Consider the following 13,952-nt stretch of genomic DNA (forward strand, 5'->3'; position numbering starts at 1 on the left):
CAGAAATATCCTATTGCTAATGGAATGTTTCATAGATTAAAGTTCGAAACAATATAAAATGAAATTAAATTCCATTTGTAGTTTTGGCTGTGATTGGAGTTGGTTCAAGGGAAGTTAGGGAGAGGATGACCGAGCTTACCGATGTGGTGATTGAGAGCCGTCCGGCGACTGGTGTTGCTTTACTGGAGATCAATCGTCCAGAAGCACTCAATGCTTTGAATATGGATATTCGGCAGAAGCTGTCTGAAGCTGTGGATCGCCTTGCTGCTGATCGCGAAACGCGAGTTATCGTCATTGCCGGCAGAAGCGGAAATTTTGCCGCTGGGTCAGACGTGAAAGTGTTCGCGCAAACTGGTGCAGGAGAAATCCTTGCGCAGCGGCTTCACCGTTACTGGGAAAGTCTCGCGCGCTGCCCGAAGCCTGTGATTGCTGCCGTTGAAGGCTATGCACTGGGTGGTGGCTGTGAGCTTGCGATGCATGCCGATATTATCGTTGCATCGCGGACTGCGAATTTCGGTCAGCCAGAAATCAAGCTTGGGCTTATGCCGGGCGCGGGCGGCACGCAGAGGCTTTTGCGGGCGATAGGTAAATACAAGACCATGTTATTGACGTTGACCGGCGAAATGCTTTCAGCCGTCGATGCCGAAAGCTATGGCCTTGTCAGTCGGTTGACGGATGAGGGAAAAGCGCTCGAGGAAGCCCTGAAGCTTGCCGGGAAAATAGCGTTGATGCCGCCGCTTGCGGCAGAGCAGATCAAAGAAGCGGTAATGTATGGTGAGGATGCGCCTCTGGAAACCGCTTTGAGACTGGAGCGTAAGGCATTCCAACTTCTTTTCGACACAGAAGATAAGAGGGAAGGGATCGATGCCTTCTTGTCCAAGCGCAAGCCAGAGTTCAAGGGGCGCTGAGATGGATGTGATGTCAGTCCCCATCAGAGAAGTTGGTATCATTGGCGCTGGGATTATGGGCATCGGCATTGCTGAAACAATGGCTGCTGCCGATTTGAAAGTTTACCTGTTCGATCAGCTTCCGGGCAAAGCAGAGACAGCGAAGTGCGACCTTTCAAAACGTCTGGACACTCGAGTTGCACGCGGGAAACTGGAAGCTGCTAAAGCAGCGAATACTCTGGACCAGATTATACCTATCAGCGCCTTGAAGGAGTTGGCTTCGGCAGATTTGGTTATCGAAGCCATTGTGGAAGATCTGGGTGTGAAGCGCGAGCTGATTGCATCCCTGGAAGCGCATCTATCGCCTCAAACGATTATCGCGACGAACACATCGTCTTTATCCGTCACTGCAATCGCGGGAAAAGCGGAAAACCCGCAACACGTGGCGGGTTTTCATTTCTTTAATCCTGTTCCGCTGATGCGGGTTGTGGAAGTGATCAAAGGTGCACTGACAAGTGATGCGGTCTTAGAGCGTCTGCAAGAACTTGCAGAGCGGATCGGCCATAGACCAGTCATGGCGGCTGATACTCCGGGGTTTATCGTCAACCATGCCGGCCGCGCCTATGGCACGGAAGCACTTGCAATGATCCGCGAAAGCGTTGCAGATTTCGCGACTATCGACGCTATTCTGCGTGATGCGGCGGGTTTCCGTATGGGGCCTTTCGAGCTTCTCGATCTGACAGGCCTTGATGTCTCCCATCCGGTCATGGAAGCGATTTACGGCCAATATTATCAAGAGCCGCGTTATCGACCTTCAGTGATTACGCGCCAGCGCCTTGATGCTGGTCTGCTCGGACGCAAGAGTGGGCGCGGCTTTTATGACTACTCTGACGATTCAATTATGATCACGACCACTGATGAACAAGGCAGTCTACCAAAATCGGTGACGATCATCGGCGATACGCCCGAAAAAGCGCTGCAAAAAGTTGCGGAACTGGCAGGCGTTCAAATCAGTGATGATGCGCGTTCGAGCGCGCTGGTTCTTATTGGCTTGATTGGCGATGATCTGACCTCGACAATCGTCCGCGAAGGCCTCGATGCGGCCAATACGATTGGTTTTGATCCGCTATTCGGCATCGACAAGCATCGGACGCTGATTGCTTCGCCGGGAGCAACTGACAATGCGCGAGAACAAGCTTTAGCTCTTGCGCAATCCGACGGTGTCAAAGCGTCGGTGGTCGAAGACACATGCGGAACTGTTTGCCAACGCGTGTTGGCAATGATCGTGAATATCGCAGCCGACATTGTTCATCAGAAGATTGCGTCAGTTGATGATCTTGATGCCGCTGTGCGTTTGGGACTCGGTTATCCGCATGGGCCGCTCGTATGGGGCGACAGGATCGGTGCGGATGTGATTGTCCGCATTCTCGATGCCATTCATGAAAGAACCGGTGATCCGCGATATCGGGCCAGCCTTTGGCTGCGTCGCAGGGCCGAACTGAAACTGTCGCTCGCAGAATACAATTAGGGAACCTTTATCATGGCCGAAAAAATTGATCTGAAACCTTCTGCGCCCTGGTATCGGCTTAATGTGACGGGGGAGGACTGGCGCGCTGCGAAAGCCAGTGATCTGTTGAAATGGTATAGCCAGATGAAGCTCATCCGGCGCTTTGAAGAAAAAATACTCGACTTTGAAAAAGCCGGACTGGTCCATGGACCTGCTCATGCCAGCATCGGACAGGAAGCGGCAGCCGTGGGCGCCATGTCGATGCTTGGTTCCGACGATCAGATAAATGGTACGCACCGTGCGCATCATCAGGTGCTCACAAAGCTGATCAACGCACAGACACCATCCGATTTCGATATTCTTCAGTCTGATTTTACCGACGACATGAACGATGCCGTCTATCGTCTGATGGCGGAAATCATGGGGCTTAATCCTGGATATTGCGGTGGTCGTGGCGGCTCTATGCATATGCGTGATGCTGCATCAGGCATTGCGGGAACGAGCGCGATTGTCGGCGGAAATATTCCGCATGCCGCCGGTTATGCACTTGCGGACAAGCTTCTTGGCAGGAAAGGTGTATCGGTCGCTTTCTTTGGCGATGGTGCTTCCCTGCAGGGCGCTACCTATGAAGCGATGAATATCGCCGCATTGTATCGTTTGCCGGTGATATTTTACGTTGAAAACAATCTCTACGCCGTATCCACGCATATTCAGGATGCCACGCGCGAAACACGCATTGCGTCGCGTGGTCCGATGCTCGGCTTTGCCGGCATTGAATGTGATGGGATGGATGTTGTTGCCGTTCATCAGGCGATGCGTGACGCCTGCCGTATCATCGAAGAAGAGGGCGGCCCGGTCGTTATCGAAGCGCAATGCTATCGTTATCTGCATCAAAGCGGAAGCAAAGCTGGTAGCGATTTTGGCTATCGTACCGGCGAAGAAGAAGAAGAGTGGAAGCGCCGAGACCCCATCGCACAGGCGGAGCGGTGGTTGAAGGAACTCGGCATTGCAGACGATGCCGAATTGGCCCAGATCGATGAAAAGGTGAGCGTTGCGGTGCAGACTGCTGGCGGACGTCTGACGAAGACTGCACCCGGCAGCAATGTTCTGCGTATTCCAGACGCCTTGTGGCCTTCGCCGCAGAGTGTCGATGAAGGCATCCTGGGTGACGGCAAAGAATTTGACGATGCTCGCTTTCGCGAAATTGAGGACTATTCTCCCGACGAGCTTGAGAAGGTACGTTTTGCTGCGGCAGCGTCTGACGTCATTGGTCGGGCGATGGAAAAAGATCCCACAATCATCGTCATGGGCGAGGATGTTCATCGCTTTGCCGGTGGTGTGAGTGGTTTTACCAAAAACGCGCTCGAACAGTTTCCCGGCAGAGTTCTGGCCATGCCGATTGCCGAAAATGGCTTTACCGGTGTTGCTTTGGGGGCGGCATTACGCGGGTTGCGGCCAGTCGTCGAAATCATGTTTGGTGACTTCTGCTTTGTTGCCGCTGACCAGATTGCAAACGGTATTTCGAAAGTCCGTCACATGTTCGGCGATGGGTTTCCCGTTCCGATTGTTTTGCGCGTTCGTGTGTCTCCGCATACGGGCTATGGTTCGCAGCATTCAGGCGATCCGTCGGCTTTGTTTGCGATGTTTCCGGGATGGCGCGTCGTTTCACCAACCAATGCCTTTGACTATGTCGGTCTGATGAACAGCGCGCTCCGGTCTAACGATCCTGTGGCAATTATCGAGCATGTCGAATTCTACCAGCGTGAGAGCTTGGTACCCAAGGATGACCGTGATTACTGCATTCCGCTTGGGAAGGCGCGGGTGGTCAGGTCTGGTTCGGCATGCACCATGCTTGCGACATCGGTGATGGTGCAGGCTTCGGTTAAAGCTGCCGACGAATCCGGTATTGATGCCGAGATTATCGATATGCGAAGCCTCGACATGACCGGCATCGACTGGGAGCTTATTGGTCAATCTATCGCGAAGACCAATCGTGTGGTGATTGCCGAGCAGGTCGCAAGCGGGTTGTCGCTTGGACGACATTGGGCCGCTGAAATCCAGCGGCGTTTCTTCAACGATCTTGACCACGAAATTCTTCATGTGACGGGCAGTTTGTCGTCGCCTGTAGTTTCGCTGGTCTTGAATAAGGCGGCTCTCGGGTCGGCGGAAAAAGTTCGGGCGGCGCTTGAACAAATCACACGTACTGCCTGATGAATTGATCATAAAAAGAGAAAAACGAGGAACACAATGAAAAATGGGAAAACAGGGCTCAACCGCCTTTTGACGATGAATTTCAAAAGCGTGATGATGGCTGCAACGCTGTTGACTGCCGTTCCGGCAGCCTATGCGCAAAATGCGGATTCACTTGTTATCGCGCGTAACATGGACATCAATTCGCTCGATCCACACCGGACCTTCTGCGACACGTGCCAGATTTATGACTCTGCAGTCTATGAAGGTCTTCTGTCGCTGGACAAGGACAATAAGGTCATCCCAGTTCTCGCTGAAAGCTATACAGCAAATGGCGACCAGACTGAGTTTACCTTCCAGATCAATCCGAAAGCAATATTCTCGGATGGTGCCAAAGTCGAAGCCAAGGACGTCAAGTGGTCTTGGGAACGCCTGAAGAATGTTAAGGGTAGCCCGTCATTTCTCGCGGATACAATCGACTCGATAGAAACGCCTGATGAAGCAACGGTGGTTGTAAAGACCAAGGCGCCGAACTCGGAATTCTTCAACGTGGTGGCTTCGCCATATTTCGGTATCGTCAACAGCAAGGTAGCGACCGAAGAGGCGAAGGCCGTTAACGGTGCGGATGCCGCTGAAAAGGATAATGCAGAGGCATGGTTTCTGGCCAATTCGGCTGGCAGTGGTCCATTCGTTTTGGCCGCTTACGAACCCAATTCCGAACTGCGTCTGAAGCGTAATGACAAGTATTGGCGCGAGGCTCCGAAGGTTGCGGAGGTCGTTATCCGTCAGGTGAAGGATGCTGTGGCGCAGGCGCAGATGCTTGAAAATGGCTCTGCTGATATCGCAATGCAGATTGACCCGGAAACGGCTAAAACCATTCGCAACCCGGATGTGAAAGTCGACTCCATTCACTCCTATAACTTTATCTACATCGCGCTTTCGCCGGGCGCAAAATCAAACGAAGTACCGCTGACGCCTGAAGTGCGTGAAGCAATTTCCACGGCCATTGATCGTGAAACTTTGCTCGATTTCATGCTGGGCGACAAAGGCCAGTTGATTGGCGCTGCTATTCCGATCGGCTTTCCCGGCGGCTCGGATCATAAAATCCCTGAATATAATCCGGATAAGGCAAAGGAACTGCTGGCGAAAGCAGGGCATCCAGATGGCTTCAAGCTTGAGGCAACCTATCCAAATCTGAATGTTTATGGCGTTGATTTCACTCAGATGATGCAGAAGATCCAGCAAGATCTGTCGAAGGTGAACATCAAGGTTGAGTTGCAGCCTGTTTCCTTTGCAACATGGCGTGAAAAGGTGAACGGAGACGGCACACCGTTGACGGTGGTCTATTATGCACCTGATTTCTACGGCACATCACAATATGTCGATGCGTTTGGCCTGGCCAAGGGCAGCCTATGGGCCAAGCGAGCCGGTGAAGCGCGTGACCCGTCATTCGTAATTGGCGATATTCAGCAGGTCATGGCTGATGCTCTCAAAGCGCCTGCCGATCAGGCAGATAAGGTGTGGTTTCAGGCTGGCGAGAAAATGGCCGCTGCCAATGTGATCATTCCGATGCTGAGCCCGGATGTCATTCTAGCCTACAACAACAAGGTGAACGGCGTTCGCTATTCTGCCTGTTGCAACCTGCCATTGGCCGAGATTTCACTCGCCAAGTAAGCTGAACAGTTGAAATAGAAAAGGCAGGAGAGCGATCTCCGGCCTTTTTTTGTTCTATGCGGATACCGTCAGCGGGCTGAATTTGCAAGCTCGCTGAGGATGCGCAAGGAAAGGCTGCGTTTTTCAAGGTGAGGCATGTGCCCGCACGCTTCAAACGCATGAAGGGCCACATTGTCGGGAAGATTGCGACTATGTTTGAATGGCAGGATGCGATCCTGTTTTCCAAAGATCACGCGAACCGGTATCTCCAGCGACGCAAGATCCTCGATAATCGAAATGGTCTGTGTGCCATCGGCAAAGAAGTGTTCGGCAAAAGCCGCCATCGCGTCGCTTAAGCGCCGATCCTGTCGTTGTTGTACGACCGCAGAAATGAAGGTTTCCGAGATGATATCCTTCACATGAACCAGCTCATGCAGCCATGGGGTGATGCTCTCTTTTGATTTGGCGCGCACGAAATTTTCGACAAATCCGACATTGATTTCGGCACCCAGACCTCCCGGTGCAAACAGCCCCAGAGCACGGATGTCGATATTGCCTCGAGCCGCCAGCCGCGCGCTGACGGCCGCACCGAAGGAATGCCCCACCATAATCGTTGCTGCGAGATTAAGTTGTTTGATAGTGGCTTCCACGAGGGCTGCAACCGCATCAAGGTCTGCAACGGCTTCAAGCGGCGAGGCGCCATGCGAAGGCAGGTCGATAGCGAGCAAAGGCTGCTGCCATTGGCTTCCCGCGAAAAGTCCGCGCCAGTTGTTATGGTCGGACGCGAAGCCGTGCAGGAGCACCAGTGGTATGCCTTCACCCTTGCGCAACCAGACGGCGTTCAAGACGGTGTCACTATGAGAAGCGCTTGATTTGCCGCTGATTTGCCGTGGCAGAACATTGCCAGTCTCTATTGCAGCGATAATATCTTTCTTCTGTATGCGCCCGCTCGGTCCACTGCCATCGATCTGTGAGAGATCAATCCCGGCATCACCAGCGAGGCGTTTTGCAAGTGGTGTTGCAACCATTCTGCCGGTCAGTGTGGTGTTTGAACGGATATCCGATGCCGGGATCTCAGAAACCTCTTTTGTTTCAGGAGCTTGTTCGGCAGTGGTTTCCGAGGCGGGTTTTGATGGGGCGATAGAAATTACTTCGCCCTGTAAGAACAGGCTCGCGACACTTTGGCCGACGTCGATCTCATCGGAGGTCGATGGTTTGAGAATTTTCAGCGTGCCACCGTGAGGGGCATCCACTTCAACAACTGTTTTATCGTTATCGATTTCAAACAGCAGCTGCCCCTGTCGTACCTCGTCACCGTCCTTTACGTGCCAACGTGAGATTGTGCCGGAATTGGTTTCCAGACTGACTTTTGGATATAGAATATCGGTGGCCATGAGATTTCCTGCATCAATCTACTACGTCGCCGCTGGCGAGGTTAGGGTAAGGATGTATGTGAAAACGTGTCTGTATTGCCGATCAATCGTTCCTGCAGTTCAACGGTAAGTTGTCTGAGTGCTGGTCCGATTTCGGCGTAACAAGCGCCGCGCGGTGCAATGTCGGTGATACCGCCGCAAGTGATTGCGACGAGCTGGGTTCCGTCGGTTGGCCGGAAAGGGATTCCAACAGCATTGATATAGCTGTACCAGTCGCCGCAGGAAGCCACGAAGCCATCTCTTGCGAAGTCCTCAAGTGCGTGGCTGGTCAGTCGACGGATTTTCTCGGCATGTTCCGGTTCGGCAGCGAGCATTTGCTCGAGAAGAATCTCGCGCTGGGCTTCTTCCATACCGACATAATAAGAAAGTCCCATAGCTGTGCGCCAGATCGGTAATCTTGAGCCGACATTGAGACGTAGCGAGACGGGGTTTTCGGAGCGCGCATTGGCGATATAGACCATTTCGCGCTGCTCACGCAGGCCCATGGCCACGGCCACGCCCGTTTTTTCAGCAAGCTTTCGCATCAAAGGCATGGCCATATAGACGACAGCGTTCGAGCTCAGTCCCGAATAACCCAGCGAGATGGTTGCTGGGCCAATGCTGTAGCGACCGAGATTGTCGTCATAATTGAGATAGCCGAGATTGACCAAGGTCAGCGTCAAACGCGAAATCGTGGCTTTCGGCAATCCTGTACGGTCAATAAGTTCCTGATTCCCAAGAGAAATATCATTGGGGGTGAAGCTGCGCAAAATTTCCAGTCCTCGAACGAGGGCACTGGAAACCTGAGCGCTGTCTTTATCGAGGTCCACTGAACTGGGCTTCGCTCTTTTCTTCACGTTGTCTCCTGGACGATGTTGTCGATTTCAGTTTAAAGGAATGCGACTCCTGAAAATGAAATTTAATTTCATTTATATTGACGGCGCCAAATTTGCTTGTCAATACTATGCGCAAGGACGCACAAAAACTGCGCCAGATTTCCAGAATGGGAACCGTGCATGTCAAACTATCTCTTTAAGCGCCTCATTGCGATGCCATTTCTAATTCTGGGCATCGTCACTATGGCCTTTGCGCTCACCACGCTTACCAAAGGTGATCCGCTCACATCGATTGTGGCGGAGCAACAAATGAATAATCCCGAGGTTGTGGCCGCCGCGAAGGCAAAATGGGGCCTCGATCGAAGCCTTCCCGAGCGCTACGTCATCTATCTGAAAAATCTTGTAACTGGCGATATGGGAACCTCGTTCGTCACAAAGCGACCTGTCAGCACGGATCTCATGGCGCGTTTACCCGCTACCATGGAACTGGTGTTGTCGGCGATGGTTCTTGGTTCCGTCGTCGGTATATTATTGGGAATTCTGGCAGCATATTATCGCGATAGTGCCATAGATCATGTGGCGCGCCTCTTTGCGCTGCTGGGTTCCTCTCTGCCAGTTTTCTGGTTGGGCCTCGCTGTACTGTTTATCTTTTCGGTGAAGTTTGAGTTGCTTCCGGGGCCAGGTCGGCTTGATCCTCGTATGGCGCCACCCGTTGCTCTTACGGGCTTTATGACCATAGACAGTTTGCTTGCGGGAAATTTTGCAGCATTCAAAAATGCACTCGCTCACCTCATTCTTCCGGCAACGGTGTTGGGCTGGACAGTTGCTGGCACGATCTCGCGTTTGGTGCGCGCCAATATGCTGGATGTGATCGGTCGGGAATTCATTCTCACCGCAAGGGCCAAAGGTGCAGGTGAATTCCGCGTCGTGTTCCGCCACGCTCTTCGCAACATTCTTGTGCCGGTCCTGACGGTCATCAGCTACTCGTTTGCTTATCTTATTACGGGCGCTGTGTTGACCGAAACCATTTTTGCTTGGCCGGGCATGGGGTCCTATGCGGTTGAAGCTGCGCGTTCGCTGGACTTTCCTGCAATCATCGGCGTTACCATTGTTGGTGGTGTCATGTTCCTGGTGACGAACCTTTTGACTGACGTTGCCTATGTTCTCGCAAATCCGCGCGTTCGGTTGGGATAGGGGGAACAAATGGTTGCAACTGTAAATACTGTACCGCGCCAAATCAAAATACCACGCTGGCTTACTCTGCCAGTTGCCATCGGCATCGTGGTTGTTGGCTTCTGGATCATCGCGACATTTTTCGCCCCCTATATGACACCTTACGATCCGCTTGATATGGTCGGGCGTCGTCTGCAGGCACCGAGTTGGTCTCACTGGCTTGGTACGGATGCCCTTGGACGCGATGTGCTGACGCGAACGCTCTATGGAGCGAAGCACTCTTTGCCTATTGCTCTTATTGTGGTGGCGAGCGCCGTGATTATCGGCGCTTTGGCGGGCGCAATCTCCGGCTATAAGGGCGGTTTCATCGGCTCTGCAATCATGCGTCTGGTCGATATAACATTGTCTTTTCCGCCAATGCTGCTCGCCATGGCCGTTGCCGCTTCGCTCGGACCGGGTCTGGAGAATGCTGCCATCGCAATGGTTATTGTTTGGTGGCCTGTTTATGCGCGGTTGATGCGCGCTCAGGTGCTGGAAGTGCGTGAACGCGAGCATGTGGAAGCAGCCATTGCATCGGGTGCAAGCAGCACGCGTGTTCTCATGAAGCATATTCTGCCGCTCTGCTGGACGCCGATATTGATCAGCGCGACGATGGATTTGGGACAGGTCATTCTGCTTGCCGCTTCGCTCAGCTTTATCGGACTTGGTGCAACGCCACCGACGCCGGAATGGGGCTCGATGATCGCGGAAGGTGCCGTCTATTTCTACAATTGGTGGATCGCCATGGGTCCGGGTATTGCCATTCTGACGATCGTTCTGGGGTTCAATTTCATCGGCGATGGTCTTCGCGACTATTTCGACCCGCGTTCGAAGTGATTGGAGAACAAGATGACAAATCCAAATGAGAACGCCAGTCTGTTTCGAATTGAGAACTTGCGCGTCGGTTTTGGTCGCGATGGCACAGTGCTCGATGCTGTCAGAGGCATCAATCTGGAACTGAAGCGCCGCGAGGTTTTGGGCATTGTTGGCGAATCCGGTTCGGGCAAATCCATCGGGATGCTGGCTTCCATCGGGCTAAATCCACCAAACTCAAAAGTCACAGGTTCGGTCACTTTTCTGGGTGAGGAGCTTGTCGGTAAATCACGCCGCGAAATGCGCAGTTTGCGCGGTTCAAAAATCGCCATGATTTTTCAGGACCCGCTTTCGTCGCTTAATCCGGTGATGAAGATCGGCGATCAGCTGATTGAAGCTTTGCAACTTCACCAAAGAAAACTGAGCCGCAAGGCCGCAATGGCACGGGCTATCGAGTTGCTGGAACTTGTTTCCATCCCGCAACCGGATCAGCGGGTAAAGCAGTATCCGCATGAGTTTTCGGGTGGGATGCGGCAGCGTGTCATGATTGCTATGGCAGTTGCAAACGACCCGGAACTACTGATCGCTGACGAGCCGACCACCGCGCTCGACGTGACTGTTCAGGCGCAGATCATGGCAGTCTTGCGAGAGCTGCAAAACAAGCTGGGTCTGGGATTAATTCTCATCACTCACGATCTGGGTGTGCTCGCTGGTCACGCTGACCGCGTGGCGGTAGTCTATGCAGGCGAAGTGGTTGAAGAGGCGGATGTTTTCGAGCTTTTCGATAATCCTCGCCATCCTTATACGCGCGGTTTGATTGCTTCGATCCCTACGCTGAGCGACAGCGGCGGCAAGCTTTATTCCATTGAAGGTGCACCACCGGTTCTGGGTGCGTTTCCAACCGGCTGCGCATTTCATCCGCGTTGCGCCCACGCACAGGAAATTTGCAAAACAACACCACCCGCATACCAGCATTTCGGACGCCATATATCGGCCTGCCACTTTGCTGAAAGCCTGCCTGCATACCAACGCAAGGCCGATATGCCGGTCACGAAAGAGGCCGTACTATGAATTCCGATTTTTCATCCCAGACGGCAACTCCATCCTTATCCGACGCAGCCCTTTCGGTTCGTAATTTGCGAAAGTCATTTCCAATCAAAGGTGGGACGATCTTTCAGCGTGACATTGCCGAGGTGAAGGCTGTCGACGACATTTCATTTGATCTGGCAAAGGGCGAAACCCTTGGTTTGGTCGGAGAATCTGGTTGCGGAAAATCGACACTTGGGCGCTGTCTGCTGCGCTTGATTGAGCCGACCAGCGGCGAGGTTCTCTTTCAGGGACAAAACGTGGCGCAGTTTTCGCCAAGAGAAATGCGTGCGGCGCGCAAGCATTTGCAATTTGTCTTTCAGGACCCGTTTGCTTCGCTGCATCCGCGTATGCGGATTGCGGAAAGCATCGCCGAACCTCTCCGTATCAGCGATCTTTCGCAGCCGCAGCGCAAAGAGCGAGTGGAAGAGATGTTGCGGCTCGTCAGGCTCAATCCAGAGCACGGCAAGCGGTATCCACACGAGCTTTCCGGCGGCCAGCGTCAACGTGTTGTGATTGCACGCGCCTTGGCGCTCAATCCGCAGGTCTTGGTGCTGGATGAACCGGTTTCAGCGCTTGATGTGTCTGTGCAGGCTGGTGTTTTGAACCTTCTTCAGGAAATTCAGGCTGAGTTTGGCACGTCCTATATTTTCATTGCCCATGATTTGTCGGTCGTGCGGCACATCTCGCACACGGTTGCGGTGATGTATCTTGGCCGCATCGTTGAAAAAGCTCCGGCCAACGAGCTCTATAGCCACCCGCTTCATCCCTATACGCAGGCTTTGATGTCGGCTGTGCCGCTCGCCGATCCGGTGATTGAGCGAAAGCGGCAGCAAATTCTCCTGAAAGGTGATGTGCCAAGCCCCATCAATCCGCCGTCTGGTTGTCCGTTCCGTACGCGCTGTTTCAGGGCGGAGGCGGTCTGTGCCGAGATCAGGCCTGAGTTGCAGATGCAGGGAAATGGCCATGCCGTGGCGTGTCATTTTCCGCAGGAATGGCGCTCGTAACAGTAATTTCGCCAATGAAGTTTGGCTATCGGCTCCCGCCGTTTGCGGGGTTGTTTGAGAAGGACGTGACCTTGACAATAATGAACGAGCTGAAGGTTCCCGCTGCGGGCGATAGTAACGCTGCTTTGCCACTGGCTGGAATAAAAGTTCTCGATCTCTCGCGCGTTCTTGCCGGTCCCTGGGCCACGATGAGTCTCGCCGATCTGGGAGCTGAGGTCTGGAAGATCGAAAATATTCAGGGCGGCGACGACACGCGTGCGTGGTCCGTTCCCAATTATAAGGGAGCGAGCACTTATTTTCTTTGCGCGAACCGCGGCAAGAAAAGTCTGGCGCTTGATTTGAAATCGCCTGAAGGGCTCAACATCATTTACGAACTGGCAAAGCAGGCTGATGTTGTCGTCGAAAACTTCCGAGCCGGAACCGTCGAGCGATTAAAGATTGATTACGATACTTTGAAGGCGCTTAACCCGGCGCTCATCTATTGCTCTATTTCCGGCTATGGCCAGACCGGACCTGAGGCTCAACGTCCGGGGTATGATTTTGTGGTTCAGGCTGAAAGCGGCTTGATGTCGATAACCGGACAAACCGACGGTGAACCGATGCGTATTGGTGTCGCTATGACGGATATTGTTGCCGGAATGGTCGGAACCCAATCCATTCTTGCGGCGCTCTATCAGCGCAAAACCACTGGTGTCGGGCAGTTTGTCGATATTTCATTGTTTGAATGCGCGCTTAATACGCTTATCAATATCGGCAGCGCACATCTGAATGGCGGCCATGTGCCCAAGCGCTTTGGCAATGCGCATCCGACTGTTGTTCCCTATCAGATTTTCGAATGCTCAGATGGTGCTTTTGCGCTTGCCGTTGGCAATGATCGTCAATTTGCTATCCTTTGCGAAAAGATTATCGATCTGCCTGAACTCGCAGCTGACGAGCGTTTTAAGACAGCAAGCGGTCGCGCCTTAAACCGGGCTGATCTGATACCGCCGATGGCAAAATGCTTCTCCAGCAATACGCGTGAATTCTGGATGGCTGAATGCTTGCGAATGGGTGTTCCTGCCGGTCAGGTGAAAACGGTCCCAGAAGCTTTTGAAAGCCCGAATGTATTGGCGCGTGAAGTCGTACAAACTCTGGAAAGCCCTTATCTGGGGCCGGTATCTCTGGTGCGGCCAGCGCAAGGGTTGGAAGCGCAAAAGCAGGCGTCTTACAAAGCGCCTCCGATGCTGGGCGAGGACAGTGTTTCTATTCTCGAAGACGTTCTCAATATGGACCAAAACAAGCTGGCCGAGTTGATCGACGCTGGCGTCATTCACCAATATCAACCGACAGTTTGACAATAGGAGAGGACG

The 13,952-nt window shown here is 53.0% G+C and carries 11 protein-coding genes; 9 read left to right on the forward strand and 2 right to left on the reverse strand.

The genetic code is table 11. The annotated features are described in order from the left end of the window. Positions 1-125 precede the first annotated feature (125 nt). From OIV19_RS12990 to OIV19_RS13005, 4 genes are all read left to right on the forward strand, one after another. Positions 126-908, forward strand: coding sequence for an enoyl-CoA hydratase (locus OIV19_RS12990; protein ID WP_264231893.1), 783 nt, complete (start codon positions 126-128; stop codon positions 906-908). 10 nt (positions 909-918) lie between these two features. Further along, a complete protein-coding gene (locus OIV19_RS12995; protein ID WP_498831046.1) occupies positions 919-2,415 on the forward strand; it encodes a 3-hydroxyacyl-CoA dehydrogenase in 1,497 nt (498 codons plus the stop codon). Between the two features lie 12 nt (positions 2,416-2,427). After that, positions 2,428-4,605 (forward strand): thiamine pyrophosphate-dependent enzyme, encoded by a 2,178-nt coding sequence (locus OIV19_RS13000; RefSeq protein WP_264231895.1) that lies wholly within the window; start codon positions 2,428-2,430, stop codon positions 4,603-4,605. 93 nt (positions 4,606-4,698) lie between these two features. Next, positions 4,699-6,258, forward strand: a complete 1,560-nt coding sequence (locus OIV19_RS13005; RefSeq protein ID WP_264231956.1) for an ABC transporter substrate-binding protein — start codon at positions 4,699-4,701, stop codon at positions 6,256-6,258. A gap of 68 nt (positions 6,259-6,326) precedes the next feature. On the opposite strand, the gene OIV19_RS13010 is transcribed toward OIV19_RS13005, so the two are convergent. Both OIV19_RS13010 and OIV19_RS13015 read right to left on the reverse strand, forming a co-directional pair. Next, complete coding sequence (locus tag OIV19_RS13010; RefSeq protein ID WP_264231896.1) at positions 6,327-7,631, reverse strand: acetoin dehydrogenase dihydrolipoyllysine-residue acetyltransferase subunit; 1,305 nt, start codon at positions 7,629-7,631, stop codon at positions 6,327-6,329. Between the two features lie 41 nt (positions 7,632-7,672). Then, complete coding sequence (locus OIV19_RS13015; RefSeq protein WP_095445589.1) at positions 7,673-8,506, reverse strand: IclR family transcriptional regulator; 834 nt, start codon at positions 8,504-8,506, stop codon at positions 7,673-7,675. 159 nt (positions 8,507-8,665) lie between these two features. Between OIV19_RS13015 and OIV19_RS13020 the strand changes: the two genes are divergently transcribed. The 5 genes from OIV19_RS13020 (at position 8,666) to OIV19_RS13040 (ending at position 13,937) form a co-directional block, all read left to right on the forward strand. Then, positions 8,666-9,679, forward strand: coding sequence for an ABC transporter permease (locus OIV19_RS13020; protein ID WP_191793087.1), 1,014 nt, complete (start codon positions 8,666-8,668; stop codon positions 9,677-9,679). A 9-nt stretch (positions 9,680-9,688) separates the two neighbouring features. Further along, on the forward strand, positions 9,689-10,534 hold the full coding sequence (locus OIV19_RS13025) for an ABC transporter permease (protein WP_264231897.1): 846 nt from the start codon (positions 9,689-9,691) through the stop codon (positions 10,532-10,534). 12 nt (positions 10,535-10,546) lie between these two features. After that, positions 10,547-11,581 (forward strand): ABC transporter ATP-binding protein, encoded by a 1,035-nt coding sequence (locus tag OIV19_RS13030; protein ID WP_151092573.1) that lies wholly within the window; start codon positions 10,547-10,549, stop codon positions 11,579-11,581. Further along, on the forward strand, positions 11,578-12,603 hold the full coding sequence (locus OIV19_RS13035; protein WP_264231898.1) for a dipeptide ABC transporter ATP-binding protein: 1,026 nt from the start codon (positions 11,578-11,580) through the stop codon (positions 12,601-12,603). Before OIV19_RS13030 ends, OIV19_RS13035 begins: the two co-directional genes overlap by 4 nt. Before the next feature lie 80 nt (positions 12,604-12,683). Further along, entirely contained in the window at positions 12,684-13,937 is a 1,254-nt protein-coding gene (locus OIV19_RS13040; protein WP_264231957.1) for a CaiB/BaiF CoA transferase family protein, read from the forward strand. Positions 13,938-13,952: the final 15 nt, after the last annotated feature.

It is taken from the genome of Brucella sp. HL-2, from assembly GCF_025846885.2.
GTDB lineage: Bacteria > Pseudomonadota > Alphaproteobacteria > Rhizobiales > Rhizobiaceae > Brucella > Brucella quorumnocens.